At 47.8% G+C, this 18,467-nt stretch carries 15 protein-coding genes; 6 read left to right on the top strand and 9 right to left on the bottom strand.

The window, feature by feature from the left end; genetic code table 11:
- The first annotated feature begins 28 nt into the window (after positions 1 to 28).
- Positions 29 to 676 (top strand): hypothetical protein, encoded by a 648-nt coding sequence (locus J0L70_RS07065; protein ID WP_190650556.1) that lies wholly within the window; start codon positions 29 to 31, stop codon positions 674 to 676.
- A gap of 45 nt (positions 677 to 721) precedes the next feature.
- On the opposite strand, the gene J0L70_RS07060 is transcribed toward J0L70_RS07065, so the two are convergent.
- Positions 722 to 3,331, bottom strand: a complete 2,610-nt coding sequence (locus tag J0L70_RS07060; protein WP_287453770.1) for a CHAT domain-containing protein — start codon at positions 3,329 to 3,331, stop codon at positions 722 to 724.
- Positions 3,332 to 3,815: 484 nt separating this feature from the next.
- On the opposite strand from J0L70_RS07060, the gene sodB reads away from it, so the two are divergent.
- The 3 genes from sodB to J0L70_RS07045 all read left to right on the top strand — a co-directional run bounded on the left by sodB (position 3,816) and on the right by J0L70_RS07045 (position 6,159).
- Complete coding sequence (sodB, locus tag J0L70_RS07055; protein WP_017289583.1) at positions 3,816 to 4,415, top strand: superoxide dismutase [Fe]; 600 nt, start codon at positions 3,816 to 3,818, stop codon at positions 4,413 to 4,415.
- A 175-nt stretch (positions 4,416 to 4,590) separates the two neighbouring features.
- The gene (dxr, locus tag J0L70_RS07050) at positions 4,591 to 5,763 is read left to right on the top strand and encodes a 1-deoxy-D-xylulose-5-phosphate reductoisomerase (protein WP_017289582.1); all 1,173 of its coding nucleotides are present in this window, start codon (positions 4,591 to 4,593) and stop codon (positions 5,761 to 5,763) included.
- A 198-nt stretch (positions 5,764 to 5,961) separates the two neighbouring features.
- Positions 5,962 to 6,159, top strand: coding sequence for a hypothetical protein (locus J0L70_RS07045; protein ID WP_287453769.1), 198 nt, complete (start codon positions 5,962 to 5,964; stop codon positions 6,157 to 6,159).
- A 114-nt stretch (positions 6,160 to 6,273) separates the two neighbouring features.
- On the opposite strand, the gene J0L70_RS07040 is transcribed toward J0L70_RS07045, so the two are convergent.
- Both J0L70_RS07040 and J0L70_RS07035 read right to left on the bottom strand, forming a co-directional pair.
- Positions 6,274 to 7,248, bottom strand: coding sequence for a GH25 family lysozyme (locus J0L70_RS07040; protein ID WP_017289580.1), 975 nt, complete (start codon positions 7,246 to 7,248; stop codon positions 6,274 to 6,276).
- Between the two features lie 88 nt (positions 7,249 to 7,336).
- The gene (locus J0L70_RS07035; protein WP_287453768.1) at positions 7,337 to 8,287 is read right to left on the bottom strand and encodes an SGNH/GDSL hydrolase family protein; all 951 of its coding nucleotides are present in this window, start codon (positions 8,285 to 8,287) and stop codon (positions 7,337 to 7,339) included.
- Positions 8,288 to 8,463: 176 nt separating this feature from the next.
- On the opposite strand from J0L70_RS07035, the gene J0L70_RS07030 reads away from it, so the two are divergent.
- The gene (locus J0L70_RS07030; protein WP_026148803.1) at positions 8,464 to 8,604 is read left to right on the top strand and encodes a hypothetical protein; all 141 of its coding nucleotides are present in this window, start codon (positions 8,464 to 8,466) and stop codon (positions 8,602 to 8,604) included.
- Positions 8,605 to 8,885: 281 nt separating this feature from the next.
- Here the strand turns inward: J0L70_RS07030 and J0L70_RS07025 are convergent, their stop codons facing one another.
- The 5 genes from J0L70_RS07025 to J0L70_RS07005 all read right to left on the bottom strand — a co-directional run bounded on the left by J0L70_RS07025 (position 8,886) and on the right by J0L70_RS07005 (position 14,882).
- Entirely contained in the window at positions 8,886 to 10,109 is a 1,224-nt protein-coding gene (locus J0L70_RS07025; protein ID WP_287453767.1) for a sugar ABC transporter permease, read from the bottom strand.
- Positions 10,106 to 10,924, bottom strand: coding sequence for an ATP-binding cassette domain-containing protein (locus J0L70_RS07020; RefSeq protein ID WP_017289575.1), 819 nt, complete (start codon positions 10,922 to 10,924; stop codon positions 10,106 to 10,108). Before J0L70_RS07020 ends, J0L70_RS07025 begins: the two co-directional genes overlap by 4 nt.
- 82 nt (positions 10,925 to 11,006) lie before the next feature.
- Positions 11,007 to 12,155, bottom strand: coding sequence for a sugar ABC transporter substrate-binding protein (locus J0L70_RS07015; RefSeq protein ID WP_017289574.1), 1,149 nt, complete (start codon positions 12,153 to 12,155; stop codon positions 11,007 to 11,009).
- Positions 12,156 to 12,213: 58 nt separating this feature from the next.
- Complete coding sequence (locus J0L70_RS07010) at positions 12,214 to 13,845, bottom strand: iron uptake porin (RefSeq protein ID WP_287453765.1); 1,632 nt, start codon at positions 13,843 to 13,845, stop codon at positions 12,214 to 12,216.
- Positions 13,846 to 14,081: 236 nt separating this feature from the next.
- Positions 14,082 to 14,882: a cobyrinic acid a,c-diamide synthase gene (locus J0L70_RS07005; protein ID WP_239741197.1), complete on the bottom strand. Its 801-nt coding sequence runs from the start codon at positions 14,880 to 14,882 to the stop codon at positions 14,082 to 14,084.
- A gap of 284 nt (positions 14,883 to 15,166) precedes the next feature.
- Between J0L70_RS07005 and bchD the strand changes: the two genes are divergently transcribed.
- Positions 15,167 to 17,203, top strand: coding sequence for a magnesium chelatase ATPase subunit D (bchD, locus tag J0L70_RS07000; RefSeq protein ID WP_287453763.1), 2,037 nt, complete (start codon positions 15,167 to 15,169; stop codon positions 17,201 to 17,203).
- Positions 17,204 to 17,823: 620 nt separating this feature from the next.
- On the opposite strand, the gene J0L70_RS06995 is transcribed toward bchD, so the two are convergent.
- Positions 17,824 to 18,444, bottom strand: coding sequence for a peptidoglycan-binding domain-containing protein (locus J0L70_RS06995; RefSeq protein WP_081614760.1), 621 nt, complete (start codon positions 18,442 to 18,444; stop codon positions 17,824 to 17,826).
- Positions 18,445 to 18,467: the final 23 nt, after the last annotated feature.

Here is an 18,467-nt window from a genome sequence, read left to right as displayed (position 1 = left end):
TGTTGACGTTGAACGCAAGATACTCAATATGGGCAATCCATCCAACACCCTGAAATCTGTCACCCGCCCACACCCTGTGAGACAATCTGCACGTCAAAAAGCTGTGAAGCCGCCATCTACTGCAAAACGATCGACTTCTCGCTTCTTGCTGCACTTTGCCCAACGCCATCCCTTCATCTGCTTATTTGCAACTTGGGGTGCAATTCTGTACTTTGGCTGGCTCGCTGCTCGGGGACTGACCTACACCAATTCCGCTCCGCTTGAAACACCCAAACCTCAAGCCACTGCCAAAGCTCCACAAGCCAATTCGCACATCCCGACTCCTGCCAGCTCATTTGGACTATTAGCGATCGTCGCGGGCAGTTGCGCCTTGACTTCCGTCGTGCTGGCGAAGCAGTTGCGACCTGTGAAATCAAGCCCTAAAACCCCGGCAAGGTCTGTCGTCATTCAACCGAAACCTGTAAAATCGCGCGAAATGACCAGTTCACGCCGACCTCGAATGCCGATTCCGCAAGCGAATCTCCCAACGCCTCCAACTCGACAAGCCGCAGCAACTGCGAAAGCAACGTTCAAGCGATCGACTCCTCCGCCTGTCCCTATTTCTGAACAAGAGAATGCATTGGAAATGCAAGATCCTAGCTTGGCAGAAATGTTGGATATCCGTCGGCAAGCGTAATGCAGTTTGGATTGAGAAAACCGAACAACAGAAAGTTTTGCTGTTTTATTTCACAGCAATCAATGCTTTCCAGTCGGCGATCGCAGCTTCACTCCAGAGCCAGTTCTTACTCAAGCCACTGATTTGAAAGTCCTGCCCTGCTTCTCGCAGTAAACGATCGCGGGTTGCTACTGCTTGCTGTCTCAGCTGATTGCGCTGATTTCCCGTCTGAGACTGCGCTGTTTTATTGGCAACTAATGCTAACCCAGCCAACGCCGTACGTCGATCCAGTTTGCCTGCATCTCCTGCCTGTGCTGCCAGCTTCTCAGCATTGAGCCAAGTTCTTCCGGCACGACCAAAATTACCTTGAGCGTAGTAAACAAACCCCAAAGCATTTAGCGTCTGAGGTGTACGATTCCCTGCCAGCGAGGTTTCAAAAAATCGCTGAGCATCATCTAATTTGTAATTGCTCTTCCTCGCCTGCACCGATTGCCAAGCAATTCGTCCCAATAGGAAATTCGCGGTTGGATTATCGCGTCGCTTGTCGGCAGGAACATTTTGAATCGCCGTCTCCGCAGCCACTAATTCACCATTATTCAGCAACTCTTCGATCGCATCTTGTCCCTGACGCAGATTTCCCTGAGCCAGTGCAGTCGTCGCAGTCGCAACCAGATTGTTCGATCGACTGACATTTGCGCCTGGAGATTGATTGATCTGGCTGATATTATCAATCAACTCACTCGGAGAAGGAGTCGTCGAAGCGCGCCAAGTCGAAAAGCCCCAAACTCCCAAAACAGCCGCCACAGCCGTTCCTAAAATACCAGCCACAATCCAAGGACGACGAGGACGCGGAGCAGAGGGCGCTTTCATCTCCCCGAAAATCCGATTCGGCATCGGCTCCTCGAAGGTCACATCCTCGACATGCAGTTCAGGCACAACGGGATTAGGTGACGGTTGTACTGCGCCGCCATTGCTCCCACTGCCCAAATTGTGCGCGGTTTCCAGTCGTTGCAGGTTGCGACGGGCATCGCTCAAACTCGGCTCATGCTGAAGTGCCATCTTGTAAGCCACGATCGCTTCTGTTGGACTGCCTAATTTTTCTAAGACGACGCCCATTTCACTGAAGGCTTCAGCGCATTGCGGATCAAGCTCGATCGCGCGACCATACGCAATGATCGCCCCCGTCAAATTCTCAGCTTGGGCGCGCATTCGACCGACTGCGAGGCAATCCTCGGGATTTTGCAGCGTTGATTCGTCAGTCGTCACTGAGAGTGGTTCAAAGAATGGTTCTGCGGCTCTAGCTTGAGAAAAAGGATTCTCGGTTGGCTCATGCAGTTCTTGCAGTAATTCGAGCACCGCTTGACGATCGCTATCTTCAGGATCAGCAAATTCTAAATCGTCAAACAACATTTCCGCCTCGTCTAAATCAGCGGGATCATTTGCGATCGCGAGGGGATCAAATGCAAAATTTGCGGGTTGCGGCTCTTGTCCTGCATTCGTCATTGAAGGCAGCGCAGTCGGTTGCAGATAGCCATCAAAATCAGGATGCAGATAAAGGATCGGCAATGCCCAATACAACTGATTTGAGCCATAAGATGACAGCAATCCTTGACGCGCTCGGCTGAGACTTAAATCGATCGGATAGCGCTGCTTCAAATTGCGATAAAACAAGCGGCTAAGCGTCAATGCCACATCGTCTGGAATGCGTTCTGCCATTGCCAAAACCGCCGGAATTCCCCGCTTCAGCAAGGCATCGGTTAAATTGCTCGACTCCGTTTCATTCGTTGGATCAGCGGTCGCCGTATAAACCCCTCGGCAAGAATTAAACACTGCCATACGAATGCCATTATTCACAAGCAATCCAGCCAGATCATCGCCGCTGAGAACCTCAGTCAGTCCAGTACGATCGCTGACGAGATATAAATCTCCGCCTGCCAAACCTAAATTGCTGTGACCCGCATAATGCAAGACCTGATAATGCCCTTGCTCCAACGCTTGCGTCAATTGCTCACGTCCAGGCTGATCCAAAATCGTCAGGTCAATTTTGCCATTTGCCTCTTCTTTCAATTCATCGCGCAAATGATTCGCTTCTCGGCGGAGTTCCAAGACTTCTTGATCCGTCGGAGCCGCCAAAACCATGAGAATTCTCAGCGGCTGATTGGCATCGATTACCGTCGCAGATCGATGCGGCTGCAAAATTGTCCCCATCGGCGCAAACGCTGCCTGATAGCGCGAAAACACAACATCAGTTCCCGTAGCTAAAGGACGTGCCCCCGCATGCAGCACTTCCCAAGGCAAACGCGGCAAGCGATCGCCTTTCAGTCCTAATCGTAATCTCAAGCCTTCGCGGCGATTCTGCGCGATCCCCTGCGCTGTGACCCAGCTATCCCGAATCGTCCCTTGAAATAGTGCATTGTAGAGTTTCTGACCTAATTCAACGAGATTGGGAGAGAGCGCATCACTGCCCGTTGCCGATGGACTGAGCGATCCCATTCTGCCCCGCAGAATTCCCAACAGCGGATCGTGCATCAATTGACGTGCCTGTTCGAGCCACTCTTCGACTTGCCAAGTGACGAGTTCCTCCGCCAAAGGAACGCCCGGTGAGACGCGCTCTGTTCTCACCAAATATTCATCGCCCCGAACTGGCGTAACAGAAATGTAGAACTCCTGATTCACTCGACACCCTCCGTCAACCTGACTGGTTTCGACTTGCCCCCACCTGAAGACAATTCGATCCTAATTTCTAATAACCGCACATGATCGTCATCGGTCAGGGAAAATTCTGAATTTACACGATCACACCTATTAGCATTGCAAATTTTGACGCGATCGATAGCAAAGTCATGGGCATCCTGACGAACAACTCCACGAGTAGACTGAACGTTTACTTAAACGTTACTGAAAGTTCAAGAAAACTTTGTCTCATCTTTAAGTATTCCCACCCAGAGTCTCCGGAGAACAAGCGTAAATTCTAGGAAGAAGGAATGGTAGATGCACCCTGATTTATTGCCCTCGTCCATGCCTAGTGGACAGGGCTTTTTTGGTTTTCGGTGTGATTCTAACCTTGCCCCCTCGCTTTTGAGATAGAATTTTCAGGGTTAAGTAATGTTTCTGCCCCGCAATCGACGGCAGATTTTAGATCTAGAGAGGAACTGGACACATGGCATTCACACAACCCCCTTTACCGTTTCCAAAAGATGCACTTGAGCCATATGGCATGAAGGCAGAAACATTTGATTATCACTACGGCAAGCATCATGCAGCTTACGTTACCAACTTGAATAAGTTGGTAGAAGGAACGCCGATGGAAAGCCTATCGCTAGAAGATGTGATCAAACAGTCGTTTGGGGATTCCTCGAAAGTGGGCGTATTTAACAATGCGGCTCAAGTTTGGAACCACACCTTCTTCTGGAATTGCCTGAAAGCAGGCGGCGGTGGCGCACCGACAGGTGAACTGGCAGCCAAAATCGATGCTGCATTCGGTAGCCTTGACAAGTTCAAAGAAGAGTTTAGCAATGCGGCTGCAACTCAATTTGGCAGTGGTTGGGCATGGTTGGTAGACGATGGCGGTACGCTAAAAGTGACCAAAACTCCGAATGCAGAGAATCCTCTGGTGCATGGTCAAAAGCCTTTGTTGACGTTGGATGTTTGGGAACACGCTTACTACTTGGATTTCCAAAATGCACGTCCTGCCTTCATCAAGAACTTCTTGGATAATTTGGTCAACTGGGATTTTGTCGCTCAGAACTTAGCTGCTTAAAAACAGATTGGTCAGAATTGTGATGAAGAGTGAGGTGAGTTTTCTGCCTCACTCTTTTTTTTAGGGAAGCAAGACGAGGCTGAGGATTTCTGTTAGTCATATCGTCAGGGTTTGAATTTTCCTTTGATCCCCGTAAGCCCGTAAAATACGGAATGAAGTGTCAAACAACTAACCCGTGAAAGCAATCACCCTCCTTGGTTCAACCGGATCGATCGGGACACAAACGCTGGATATCGTATCCGAGCATCCTGATCAGTTTCGCATTGTCGGAATGGCGGCCGGGCGGAATGTCGAACTCTTTGCCCAACAAATTCGCACTTTTCGTCCCGAAATTGTTGCGATTTGTGATGAGAGCAAATTGACGGAATTGAAAGACGCGATCGCGGACTTGACTCCACAGCCGATTATCTTATCTGGCGAATCTGGAGTGGTGGATGTGGCGCGCTACGGCGATGCAGAATCAGTTGTGAGCGGGATTGTGGGATGTGCGGGATTGTTGCCGACTCTAGCCGCGATCGCAGCCGGGAAAAACATTGCCTTAGCCAACAAAGAAACCATCATTGCAGGCGCGCCTGTGGTGCTGCCCTTGATGAAAAAACATGGCGTGAAGATGCTGCCTGCGGATTCAGAACATTCTGCAATCTTCCAATGTTTGCAAGGTGTGCCTGAGGGAGGTCTGAGAAAAATTATTCTCACCGCTTCAGGTGGTTCGTTCCGCGATCTGCCCGTGGAAAAGCTCGCATCGGTCACGGTTGCAGATGCACTCAAACACCCGAATTGGTCAATGGGACGCAAAATCACGATCGATTCTGCCACGCTGATGAACAAAGGCTTAGAAGTGATCGAAGCTCATTATCTATTCGGCGTGGACTATGACGATATCGAAATTGTGATTCATCCACAGAGCATTATTCACTCTTTGATTGAGTTGCAAGATACTTCGGTGTTAGCTCAACTGGGGTGGGCAGATATGCGCTTGCCTTTGTTGTATTCCTTGTCTTATCCCGATCGCGTTCCGACGAACTGGGAACGCTTAGACCTTGTGAAGCTCGGAACCTTAACCTTCCGTGCGCCGGATCACGCGAAGTATCCTTGCATGAAGCTTGCTTATGCAGCAGGTCGAGCAGGTGGCTGTATGCCTGCGGTCTTGAATGCAGCCAATGAACAAGCAGTCGCACTCTTTTTAGAAGAAAAAATTGGCTTCTTGGACATTCCGCGATTGATTGAAACAACCTGCGATCGTTACACCACTCAAAACCGCTCAACCCCAACGCTTGAAGAGATTCTAGCTGCGGACGCATGGGCACGTGAAACAGTTGTAGCAACTAGCCAACTTGTCCAAGTTTAGCGATCGTAACTTTACTATGGTAAGCGAGAATTCGTGCAATCAAAATCTGCTTAAGAAAGCAATAAAACCCTGACATCTTAACGCTTTCTTTTAGTCAAACAATATTTTGAGGTGCCATACTGGGGAGCAGTTTCTCAATCTCATCCCTTGGATAGGTGACTGTCCGATTTTCTGCCCCCTCGCTTACTCACACATCGCATGAATTCCTTCAACCATTTCCCCTGGTGGGACTATCTCAATCAACATTTATTCGATTCCGAGCGCCCGTTTATTTGGAGCTTTGAGAAGTTCCGGCATGTGAATCGAGTGCAGAAACTTGAACGCTGTTGGGAACACTCAGAAGTTCGTCTATTAGAACGCTGTTGGCAACAAGAAACAGACGAAAAAAACTTCTAGCAGCCAAAGATTAATCCTTGCCAGTTCTATCGTTTGGCAAGGATTCTTTGTTTCAATGACTGATGACGATCGCGCTGGCTCTTGAGTAATTCACCCTAGTACTGCGGGTAGATTCTATGGCTGCCTCCACCGTCTAGCAAACTCATCCAAGGTCGATTTCGGAATTTGACTCTGTAACCATCTCAAAGATGAATCTTGATGAGCTGCACCTCGGTAGGATTTACAGACATTGATTAAATCAATGGGCAGCGGTGCAGGAGGAACGCTTGGGCTAGTTTTTTGCAGCGCACTCCAAGTCGCCGCTCCAACAATGCCATCAGTGAGTAAGCTCTTTGCTTTCTGAAAAGCAACAACTTGCGCTTTCGTTTTGGGTCCAAAATCTCCATCTGGTGTGCCTAGGTCAAAGCCTTGAGCTTTCAGTAAAGATTGCATTTCTTGAACGACATTGCCTTCACAGCCTTGTCTTAACGGAATGCGACCTTTCAACAGCTTTTGCAGTCCATCTAAATCCCCATTAAATTGATTGAGATCGACATTTCCAACAATGCCGCGTAGAGTTCCAGATTCCGAATATTGATGAAATACCCAAAGCTTCCAAGCTGAGGGAATATACGGTCTTCCAGGTGTCCCAAAGTTTGCGATCCACAGTGGGTATTCCGAGAATCTGGCGGTATTGCCAAGTTTATCTTCCCAGAACGAAGGATAAGTGTAGAGAATCGGTTTGCGTCCTGTTTTCGCTTCAATGATTTCTAACCATTTCAACGCTCGATCGATGACCACACTTGCACTCTGTCCATCATTGATCTCTAGATCGAGGACTGGAGGTAAATCGAAATCTTCGATCGTTTGCACTGTTTTCAAAAAGTTATCGGCTTGCTGAGCGGGATCTCGACCCGGACGAAAGAAGTGATATGCTCCGCGGACAATTCCGACCGATCGCATTCCTGCCCAATTTCGGGCAAACTTCTCATCGCGACTAGTGACACCTTCTGTCGCTTTCGCAAATCCGTAAAAGACGCTTTGGCTCGCAACCGTTGCCCAGTTGACATCTTCTTGATAAGCCGAAATATCAATCCCTAATAGAGCCATTCTTCAAACCTCTGAAACCTTGCTGTACTAAATTCACGATCGATCAAGAACATTCCTCAAGCTTGCCGAAGATCATCGAAAAGATCGATTAAATTGCTTGAAGTAGCCATTCACTGACGATCTGATTCCCACCTTGACTTAAATGAATGTGATCTCGATAAAGTGTTTCTGGGGGAGCTGATTTTGCTGCGCCTGCAAAGATCGTTAGGAAATCAATGTACTTAATTTGCTCAGTTTGAGTCATATCCATTAATCGTTTTCGGGCAACAATTTCATAATCTCGCGAACCTGGCGGTGTTAATTCTCTCAACAACGGGGTCATTGCTAAGACGAATTTTGCATTGTTGCGATGTGCAAGGTCGCGAATTCCTCGAATCGCATCTAAGATTAAGCCGACACGATCGCCGCCTTCAGCCTGGATTTTTTTGAATGCTTCGGGCATGGCGGGCGCAGGTAAAAGGTATCGATCGAGGACTTCTTGAATTGCACTCATCGGTTTGCGATCGGGATAGTTGCGATCGCGTCCGACTCCTAAAGAGGTGGGCTGCGTTCCAAATAAATCGTCGGTATTGATGACTAAAATAATTACTTCTGCATTGAAAGTTCCGAATCGTTTGAGATACGCTAATTCATTCCGAGGCGACCAGGAATTTGCGGAAGCGTTTAGAACTTCAAGTTTGCCATTCGCAGCCGACGATCGCTGCATGAGTTCGGAAATGACATCTTTTTGATCTGTCCACCAGCCGCCGTTAATGATCGAATCTCCAAGCAGTAAAATTCGTTTCGCTTCGGGTTTCAGGGCGAAGTTTGGCGATCGCATGGAAAATTGATTGGTTTCGATCCGGTTGCCAAACCGCTTGACCGACTGATTCGGAGCGAGCAGATAGCCAATCTCAGGATCAGCGACATAAAGCAGCGGATCGCCAAAACCAAAGAAAAGTCTCAGGGCGATTTCGAGCAGGATGAGAACGGTGGTCAGAAGCGCGATCGTGATGCTGAGCCAAGTCATTCCGGGGCAGGGTGTGATTTGCCCTACCATCTTGACCGCTGAGTGCAAAATTGATGCAAAAATTCGGTTAAGATTCGGAGATTATTTAAACTTATTTGAGCAGAAAGATAAAATAATGCTTGAGAAAGAAGGGTACAGAAAAATCTGTGAATTACCCTAAAGGAAAATCATCGACCTTTTACTAAACGTTACGGAGTGTTGCACTCATGTCAGACCTAAATCGTGGGATTATGAAGTTCGAGGGCGCAGACAGTCCGCTTGTGATTGCTATTTCTGCGGCTCTTATTCTCGGCAGTATCGGCGTGCTAATTTTATGGGCACTTCGCTCTGCCTACCTGTTAGGTTAGTTAGCTTGATTTCGTTTACTCAAAGATTAGAGAGCTTGCAGTCTGTAGGCTCTTTTTTATTTCTTATTTAGGGCGATCGCAAAGTTCTCGATGTTTCGGAATCAGCATTCGGATGTGCTCTATCGAGCATTTGGCTATTGCAGTCTTAAATCGGTTGGGGGAATAGGGGAATGGGGAAGTATTTTCCCTATTCCCCCAAATTGCAAGATCTTACAAATCAAACAGGATTGCTATAGATCGATATCGCTTGAAATTCACGAACCAAGCTTTTGGTCTAAGAGCTATTTGCCTCGTATCGGATTCGATCGACGAACTAATGCATCCGCTGTCACTGCTAGAACTAGCACAATTCCCTGAACAATATTCTTTACACTCTGATCTTGGTTAAGCAAATCTAGTCCATTGTCCAAGCTCCCAATCACAAGCGCGCCTAAAATGACCGCCCAGACTGAGCCGCGACCGCCGAATAAACTAACCCCACCAATGACTGCTGCTGCGATCGCATTTAACAATAACGTTGCACTAATCTGAGTCGCGACTGCTGTACTCCGTGAAGTCAGCATAATTCCGGCGACTGCTGCTAGCATCGATGCCAATGTAAAGACTGCCATCTTTATGCCAATGACATTAATGCCCGCCCGTCTTGCCGCTTCTTCATTCCCACCGACCGCATAAAGATGCCGACCAAACAGCGTTTTTCTCAGAACTAGCCAGAGCGCAACAACAATCCCAAGCGAAATCATCACCGATTGCGGCACACCTTGATAAGTCTGGAACAAGAACACGATCAGAAATACGATCGCGAAAATTGCCGCAACTTGAGCCAAAAGGGTTGGAGATCGTTTCACAGGCAATCCTGCTTGCAGCCGTTTCCGCCGTTCATACCAGACCCCGATCGCATAAAGTGCCGCGAGCACAATCGGAATTCCCCAACCTAAAACCGGATTTAAGTAAGTGGGAGCCAGCGATCGGATCACAGGATCACGAACAATCAGCGTGGTTTGTCGCCCTAGAACTAATAGCAAGAATCCAGCATATCCAATCGATCCTGCTAGGGTCACAATAAACGACGGGACGCGCAGAATTGCAATAAAAAAGCCGTTGACTAACCCAATGATTGCGCCTGCGACTAACGCGGCTAAAATCGACGGAATTGCGCCCCAGTTTTGATAGACCGAAAGCGTCGCCATGATGGCTGCACAAGCTTGTGCGACGGCTGCTAGGCTCAAATCAATCTCGCCGAGCAAAAGCACTAAAACAGCAGCAGTACTGAGAATACTAATTACAACAATCTGCTGAGTCAGATTCGTCAGATTCCGAGCTTGGAGAAAGATGCCACTCGTTGTAAGTTGAAAATATAGCGTGATCAATGCAAGCGTAACGAGAACGGGGATAAATCCCAGATCACCCCGCATCAGAGAACTTAAAGTAAATTTCGATCGAGAACTTTGTGGATCGCTCATTTCAGCATTCGCTGAAGCTCGATCGTTCGCATCTGTTTTCATAATATTTCGGGTTGAGGATCGCGATATTCTGCGCCTGTGATGGCAGCAACAACTTGTTCTGATGTAGAACTCTGAATGTCAAACGTTGCACTTCGTTGTCCTAACCGCATGACAATCACGCGATCGCAGACTTCAAAGACATCATGTAAGTTATGCGAAATAACGACGACTGCTAAGCCTTGTTGTTTGAGCCGTTGGATCAAGTTGAGGACTTGGCGAGTCTGAGCCACACCTAAAGCTGCGGTCGGTTCGTCGAGAAGAACAACTTTCGGCGATCGCAGAATCGTTTTCGCGACTGCAATACATTGCCGTTGTCCACCTGACAGGGCAGCAACCGGACGGCGAACCGATGGAATTTTCACATCCAGGAGTTTGAGAACTTCGATCGTGCGGCGCTCCATTTCAGTCTCATCGAGAACCTTGAGAACGCCTGGAATCAACCAGCGATAGGCTTCTCGCCCTAACCAGAGATTGCCAACCACATCGAGATTGTCACAGAGCGCGAGGTCTTGATAAACCGTTTCAATGCCGAGACGGGTCGCATCTTGAGGTGAAGCGATCGAGACTCGCTCTCCGTTGAGAAAAATTTCACCCGAATCCGGCACATAAGCGCCTGACATGGTTTTCACGAGCGTAGACTTTCCTGCCCCGTTATCGCCAACTAAACCCACGACTTCGCCCGCATAGACTTCAAAATCGACATTCTTGAGAGCTTGTACCCCTCCAAAAGATTTGCAGATGTTGCGGAGTTCTAGCGTCGGTCGAGTTGAGCTTGAAGACGCTTCTGATTGTGTTGATAAAACTGAGTTACTCATAGAGATGTTGTAGTTGCAAGAATTCTATGTAAACGAGAAGTTGGAGTTTTTTCAGAACTCCAACTTCCGAGGATCTCAGCTTTTAACTTCTACAAAGTCCAGTTGTATCCCCATTTAGCCCATTGCAGACCTGCTCCTTCTTCAAGAATCCATCTGCAAAAACTGTCTGCTGAACATTCGTCTTATCGACTGCGATCGGAGCAAGCAAGACTGATTTCACTTGTCCTCCGCCCTGCTGCAAATTCGTCTGTCCGTTCACCAAACTTCCTGGATCAGTGCCATTGCTCAAAGCTGCAACTAATTGCGCCGTTGCCTCCGCTTCTTTTGCGATCGGCTTATAAACCGTCATCGCCTGATCGCCTGTCAGAATATTCTGAATGCCCGTCAAAGTTGCATCCTGACCTGTGACTAGCACTTTTCCATCTAGCTTCTGCGCTCTCAATGCTGCAATGACCGTATTGGCTAAACCATCATTGGCAACATAAGCCGCTTGAACATTGTTCTTTTGCTGCGTCAACACTCCTTCCATCAATGATTGTGCTCTCGCACTATCCCAGTTCGGCGTATATTGATCAAACACCAAATTTAAGTCTTTACTATCAACTAATGGCTGCAAAGCTTTCAATGCTCCTTCTCGGAACTGCAACGCATTGCTATCCGTTTGTGAGCCATTGATCATGACTAGATTCGCGCCGCGCTTTAAGCCGTACGCTCCCTTGCGATACTGATCAGCAATGTACTGCCCTTGCAGCTCACCGACTCGTACATTGTCGAATGAGACATAGTAAGCCACATCTGGATCTTGAATCAAGCGATCGTATGCAATCACTGGAACCTGACTTGCTTTTGCTTTTTGCACGATCGCAGATGCTTTCTCACTGTCATTGGGATCAACAACGAGAATACAAGCGCCTTTGGTCAAAGCTGCATCCGCTTGATTTTGTTGAGTATCTGCATTGTTATTCGCATTGGCATATTGAATGGTTGCGTCAGGCAAGACCTTCTTGATTTCCCGCTCTAACAAAGGACGATCGTATGCTTCATAGCGCGCTGAAGAATCTGATTCAGGCAAAAGAATTCCAATGTTTTTACAGCCTTTCGCAGCAGTGAAGCTGGCTGAAGTTGCGGGCGCATTATTTGCAGTGGGTGTATTTGAATTGCTGCAAGCTGAAAAAAACAACAGACCGAGTAAAGGAAGAAATTTAGAAGTTGCTTTGAGAATTGAGTTCATAGCTGTGTGTCCTAAAGGTCAAAACTAGGAGCACTCTCTGCTCCTAGTTTGAGATCTACTAAAAAGAGAAAACTGTCCGAACAACACCAATCACCGCATCGTTATTGTTCTCGTTGTAGTCTGGATTCGTCACCCAGATCACACCGGGTGTGATCGAAATGTTGTCATTGATGCGATAGCGGTAGAACGCTTCCAAGTGCAGAGAAGTATCGCGATCGCGAAATCCTAAATCACTCCGCGTCAATTTTGGCTCTTGTCCAACCAATAAGCCTCCCAAATTGCCCTGCTTAAACAAGTCAGGGAACGCCAAAGTCACCGCCCAATTCCAAACATCTCCACGCCCGCGCCCAATATAATTATGATTGGCATAGCCAACCCATCCACCTAGCGCAAACTTCGGTGACACCTGGAAGTTTCCAGAAATTCCATAGGCGTTGATACTCACCGCACTATCGAAGTTACTATTTGCGAGATTACTTCCCGTTGCACTCAGGTTAAACGGATCATCCGGCTGAAGATTCGCACCAAATGGAGCATACGCATTGATGTAAGTAAACCCAATCCGTGAACTTGGACTCAAGTTAAGGATCAACTGCGCCAGCGCCCCATATTGACCATTAAACAAGCCGTTTTTATCAGTGGGAATCGAAGCATTCGGAACGAGATAGCCTAAGTTGACCTCAGCCGCTGTCCCAATCCTTTGACGTACACCAATGCCTGCTCCGCCCGAATAGTTGTAGATCGGATTCCGCAAGCCAAACAGGGAGACTGCACCGCCATCAAAGTAAGGATTAAGCTGTGAAGACGCATCCAAGTCTACAAAGCCATTTCCGGTTGCTGCTAAATAAACATCGGTGCTCTCTGTCAATGGGAAGCGGTAGCGGAGGAGTGCAATACTCGCTGATCCACCACTATCTCCATCAAACTCTAGTCGCCCCATGTTCGTACCGAGTACTCCTAAGCCGCGCACTCCGGTCGGACTTGTGGCATCTTGAGTCGTCTGCCCCAAAGGCGTAATGTTGTTTGCCTGAATTCGAGTCGTGAGCAAATCTCGCCCAGAAAAGCTGGTATTGAGATTCAACCGCACTCGATAACCAAGCGTTGGATTTCGCTCGGCTTCGGTTCCATTGGCATTGTCTCCACTGACTACACTGGAAGCGGCAATGATCACTTCACCTTGAAGTTTTGTGGTCGTTGAGAATTGTTGCCTTTCTAACGTTCCAGTGCGAGCTTCCAATGCATCGACTCGTCCGCGCAAGGTTGCAAGTTCAGTTGCAAATTCTTGCTGAAGCCTTTGCAGCGTTGCGAGGTCTTCTTTCTTGACTAAATCTGCCGTTGAAGCTGCGATTAGCTCGTTAACGCGATCGAGACAAGCATTCAATCCTGCCGCGAACTCAAATCGGGTCAAAGCCCGATTGCCGCGATACGTGCGATCGGGATATCCCGCAATACAGCCATAGCGCTCGACTAGAGACTGCAAAGCCTGAAAAGCCCAATCCGTCGGTCGAACATCCGATAACTGCGAAACCGAGGTCACTTGTCCTGCATTATTTTCAAGCGGTTGAGGATTTGCAGGAACGATTGGGGGAATTTGAGCAACAAGATTAGGGGTTTCCGCAGCACGAACACTAATGGCTGAAACAAGAAGTGAACTAACAGTAACAGCACAGGTTAATAAATGAAGTTTCACAAGTCATCCTCACAGTAAAAAATTGACCCCGCAGCAAAGTGCAGCACCAAAAATAAGCTGAATTTCAACCGAATAAAATTCCAGAATGACGATCACCAACTCTGTTGCTTTATGAGAAGTATGAGAGTGATCCTGATAGGTTTGAGATTAATTTCTTTTGGCAAACGATTTCGTCTATCTGGAGACTGAACAGTCGAATTTACAGTGATATTTGAATTCAAATTTCTTTACAGTTTTCAGTAGGGGAAAACCGCTTCAGAATCGCGATTGAAAATATAATCATGATCAAATACGACTGCATCCGGATGTCGAATAACAGAGAAGCCAAACTGGATAATTGCTTCAGTTGTAAACGTTGCGATCGCGAGTTCTATCAACTTTTTATCTGATATACTGGGTCGCTCGACAAAGTAGTCACGGCGGGCAAAAAAGAGCTTTTCGTCTCTTGGCACAATGATCTGATTAAGCCGATGAGTGCGCTGAATTGGTTTTAAATACAGTGTGATAAATTCTTCTTGATTATGTTGCAATCTGTAAAGTCTTTCGTGTTGTAACCAGCTCATCCGAAACAATAATTTAACCAATTCAAAGCCTAGAACATAGTTAAAAATATTATTTCTTTCTTCAGTACTGACGACGACACGGAGTGCTGATTCTAAAATTAATTCCGGTTGCCTTCTCGCATCTTGAGCGGAATGAATATAGAACTGTCGAATATATCCTCTTAATAAGCGTTCAGATAGCTCAGTGGTAATGTGAAAGCGATCGAGATTATTTTTGACTTTCTGCCGAATCTCATGATTTTCGATCAGCTTAGAAATCAGTCCATTTGCCGTATATTCATCTAAAAATTCAGCTTGCACCTCTGGCGAAGCTGCACACAGCAAGTGACAGAGCGAAAGCACATAGCGTCGCTGATTCCACGGCAAACTTTCCGCCCACTGTTTTGCTTCGGGCGGTAGCTTGTCGAGAACATTTTCGATCGCATCAGCATTTGCAGGATGAGTCATTCGACGATCGGAGAAAGCAGGAAACATTCAATCAGTGTGCCCAAAAAAAGCAGCGACATCATGTCGCTGCTGTAAAGAGGTATTTTCTTGATTTGTGTACAGATCACTGTACGAGCAGTTGTCGTGCAATGACGAACAGTCTTTACGATTTCCAGGAGGCTCTTAGCCCTTGCTTCGGGGCAGTCCTTCTCGATTCACTATAAAAAGTTTCGCGATCTAGGACTTCACCTGATCGGATTACCTGACCGGGCGAGTTCGCGTAACTTCCCGGATCTTGGTATTGTGGATCAAGATAAATATCCGAAATTTCAATGCCTTCTACGATCGACTCCCAAGTGACTGCTTTTCCTCTTGCTGCCGTTGTCGGGCAGGAAGCGATCAAATTAGCGCTGCTGCTGGCAGCGGTTGATCCAGGCTTAGGTGGCGTGGTGATTGCTGGACGACGCGGCACAGCAAAATCCGTCATGGCACGCGCGATTCATGCCTTATTGCCCCCGATCGAAGTGGTTCAAGATTCGATTAGTAACTGTGAACCTAATGCGATCTCTGAGTGGGATGATCTTACGCTGGAGAAATACGGCAGCCCTGAAGAAGTGCCGACTGAAATTATTCGCGCGCCCTTTGTGCAGATTCCTTTGGGGGTCACTGAAGATCGGTTGCTCGGTTCAGTTGATGTCAGCCAATCGATTAAGCAAGGTGAAACGGTTTTTCAGCCTGGGTTGTTGGCTGAAGCAAATCGAGGCGTATTGTACGTCGATGAAATTAATTTATTAGATGATCAAATCTCTAATTTATTGCTCTCTGTTCTGACCGATGGGCGCAATCAGATTGAGCGCGAAGGCATTAGCTTTCAACATCCTTGCCGACCTTTGTTGATTGCAACCTACAACCCGGAAGAAGGAAATTTAAGAGAGCATTTACTCGATCGCATTGCCATTTCACTCTCAGCCGACATGGTATTGGGATTAGACGATCGCATTCAAGCCGTCGAACAAGCCACCCGCTATTCTGATTCGCCTCAGGCTTTCTTAACGCAGTACACCGAAGACATTGACGCACTGAAAACGCAGATTATTTTGGCTCGCGAATGGCTGAAAGATGTGCAGATTAGTGCAGAGCAAATTGAATATTTAGTCACTGAAGCCGTGCGAGGCGGTGTGCAAGGGCATCGAGCCGAATTGTTTGCTCTAAGAGTGGCAAAAGCTCATGCCGCTTTAGACGGGCGCACTGCTGTAAATGCTGAAGATTTGAGAAAAGCAGTTGAATTAGTGATCATTCCGCGATCGACGATCGTTCAACAGGCGCCCCCTGAAGAAGCGCCACCGCCACCTCCCCCGCCTCAAGATCAGTCGGATCAAGAGCAAGACCAGCAAGAAGACCAAGACGATCCAGAAGACGAATCGGAAGATCAACCTGAACAAGACACACCGAACATTCCCGAAGAGTTCGTGTTTGATCCTGAAGGAGTAATTCTCGATCCTGAAGTGCTCTATTTTGCTCAAATGGCAACGCGGCAAGGAAAATCGGGAAGTCGCACGATCGTATTCTCAGAAGATCGAGGCAGATATATCAAACCGATGTTGCCCAAAGGCAAAGTGCGTCGGATTGCTGTCGATGCGACTTTGAGAACAGCGGCTCCTTATCAGCGATCGAGAAGACAACGCGCGGATCAAGTCCTACCCGGTCGTAAGCGAGTCTTCGTTGAAGAAAGTGACATTCGGGCGAAACGGCTGGCTCGAAAGGCTGGAGCCTTGATTGTATTCGTGGTCGATGCGTCTGGCTCAATGGCACTGAATCGGATGAATGCTGCTAAAGGTGCAGTGTTGCGCTTACTCACCGAGGCATATCAGAACCGAGATCAAATTTCGCTGATTCCTTTCCGAGGTGAGCAAGCTGAGGTCTTATTACCGCCAACGCGATCGATCGAAGCCGCAAAACGCAGACTCGATCGCTTACCGTGCGGCGGCGGTTCTCCCTTAGCACATGGCTTGACCCAAGCAGTTCGAGTCGGATTGAATGCAAAACAGTCCGGCGATATTGGACAAGTCGTGATTGTGGCAATTACCGATGGTCGAGGCAATATTCCGCTGGCGCGATCGCTCGGTGAAACTTTGCCCGAAGGTGAAAAGCCGGATATCAAAGGTGAACTGTTAGAGCTTGCCGCAAAAATTCGCGCCTTGGGAATTCAGTTGCTCGTCATTGACACCGAGAATAAATTTATCTCAACTGGATTCGCGAAAGAGTTGGCGAAGCAAGCAGGCGGAAAATATCACCATTTGCCGAAAGCCTCAGATGCCGCGATCGCAGGAGTTGCGCGCAATGCTATCTCAGATATTAAGACTCGTTAGTACGGAGTCCTGTCGTGCTAGTCGATTAAAACATCTTGGGTGATCGCTTCTCATGTTGGTGAAGCTCCAGCCTGAGAGAATGTTTTAAAAGTAATCTATGAAAAAGCCCTGGGGAGATGGGGAGAATCCAGACGCGGATCACTCTCTACCAGCTTTATTTGTAGTGAACAGCTAGAAACGCGCGAAGCCGAACTGCGGTAAACATGTCAAAGGGTCTGGCAAGTCGCCAAACCCTGAAAAAATGGTGGTCACTTAAGTTGTCAAGGTGTATCGAACAAACAACAAATAAGGTGGACAAAATCGCAAACAGTCTAATCAACAATCTCCCCGAATCAGCCGAACCAGGCTGTAGTTTTCGCTAGTTCAAATTTGCGACTCAAATAAAGCGGAATTGAAGTGAGAATCTTGAGTGCAGTTGAGACTAAGGTGAAGTTCGATCGGTGAAATATCTTTCAGGATTTGCGAGGGATTAAAGCGGGAGACACGGGCTTTAATCGGCTTGGGAGAAGGGTTTGAACTTCTCTTGTGTCTTGAATATAAAGTAGCATCCTCATCCTCGAGTCGCGCACCTGTTTTACTAAAGTTCACTCCATGTTACCGATCGCAATATTTCTCTCAACCTACCGCAAAATCGCTGCCCAAGTTGCGCCGCCGACAATACCATCCGCTTCGAGTCCAAACTTCTGCTGTGCCGCTTTTACCGCTTCCTCGGTTCCGGCTCCAAAGACCCCATCGACTTCACCGTCATAAACGCCGATCGCTCTTAATCGACTCTGCAGTCCCCGCACACTTTCACCCGTGGCTCCGCGTCTTAAAATTGGAAACTCGGTGGAAGCGGGTGCAGTAGTTTCAACCCGACGTGGCGCAGTGGGATCAGGATTCGCTGGGGGCGCGACAGGTTCATTGGAGGGAAATAAGCGATTCCAGGTCGCAGCGCCAACAATGCCATCTGCATCCAGTCCAGCGACTTGTTGAAAGCGTCGGACGGCTTGAGCAGTGCTTTCATCAAATACACCATTGACCGAGCCGCCATAATAGCCCAATAGCTTTAAGGTACTTTGTAATTCGGTAACATCTGCCCCTTGGCTTCCTAGGCGGATAATGTTGCGGGCTGGAGTCTGGCTCAATCCAGGATGGATAATCGTAGCCGTAAGAGCGATCGCGAGTGTGAAGAGAAACAGCGATTTGATAAATCGGGTTGGCATCATAGAAAGAAGTTGAAGACGAATCATGGGACGCATGGCGAGGAGCTAAAGTTGCAGAA

Origin of the sequence: Leptolyngbya sp. UWPOB_LEPTO1 (genome assembly GCF_017302695.1) — a bacterium.
GTDB lineage: Bacteria > Cyanobacteriota > Cyanobacteriia > Leptolyngbyales > Leptolyngbyaceae > Leptolyngbya > Leptolyngbya boryana.
Note: the sequence above shows the minus strand (reverse complement) of the source record. Positions and strands in the feature narration are given on the sequence as shown.

What these genes read in the sequence shown, in the direction of transcription:
- J0L70_RS07065 (WP_190650556.1), top strand. Translation starts at nt 29, where the DNA reads ATGGGCAATCCATCCAACACCCTGAAATCTGTCACCCGCCCACACCCT.
- sodB (WP_017289583.1), top strand. Translation starts at nt 3,816, where the DNA reads ATGGCATTCACACAACCCCCTTTACCGTTTCCAAAAGATGCACTTGAG.
- J0L70_RS07045 (WP_287453769.1), top strand. Translation starts at nt 5,962, where the DNA reads ATGAATTCCTTCAACCATTTCCCCTGGTGGGACTATCTCAATCAACAT.
- J0L70_RS07040 (WP_017289580.1), bottom strand. Translation starts at nt 7,248, where the DNA reads ATGGCTCTATTAGGGATTGATATTTCGGCTTATCAAGAAGATGTCAAC.
- J0L70_RS07035 (WP_287453768.1), bottom strand. Translation starts at nt 8,287, where the DNA reads ATGGTAGGGCAAATCACACCCTGCCCCGGAATGACTTGGCTCAGCATC.
- J0L70_RS07030 (WP_026148803.1), top strand. Translation starts at nt 8,464, where the DNA reads ATGTCAGACCTAAATCGTGGGATTATGAAGTTCGAGGGCGCAGACAGT.
- J0L70_RS07025 (WP_287453767.1), bottom strand. Translation starts at nt 10,109, where the DNA reads ATGAAAACAGATGCGAACGATCGAGCTTCAGCGAATGCTGAAATGAGC.
- J0L70_RS07020 (WP_017289575.1), bottom strand. Translation starts at nt 10,924, where the DNA reads ATGAGTAACTCAGTTTTATCAACACAATCAGAAGCGTCTTCAAGCTCA.
- J0L70_RS07015 (WP_017289574.1), bottom strand. Translation starts at nt 12,155, where the DNA reads ATGAACTCAATTCTCAAAGCAACTTCTAAATTTCTTCCTTTACTCGGT.
- J0L70_RS07005 (WP_239741197.1), bottom strand. Translation starts at nt 14,882, where the DNA reads ATGTTTCCTGCTTTCTCCGATCGTCGAATGACTCATCCTGCAAATGCT.
- bchD (WP_287453763.1), top strand. Translation starts at nt 15,167, where the DNA reads ATGCCTTCTACGATCGACTCCCAAGTGACTGCTTTTCCTCTTGCTGCC.
- J0L70_RS06995 (WP_081614760.1), bottom strand. Translation starts at nt 18,444, where the DNA reads ATGCGTCCCATGATTCGTCTTCAACTTCTTTCTATGATGCCAACCCGA.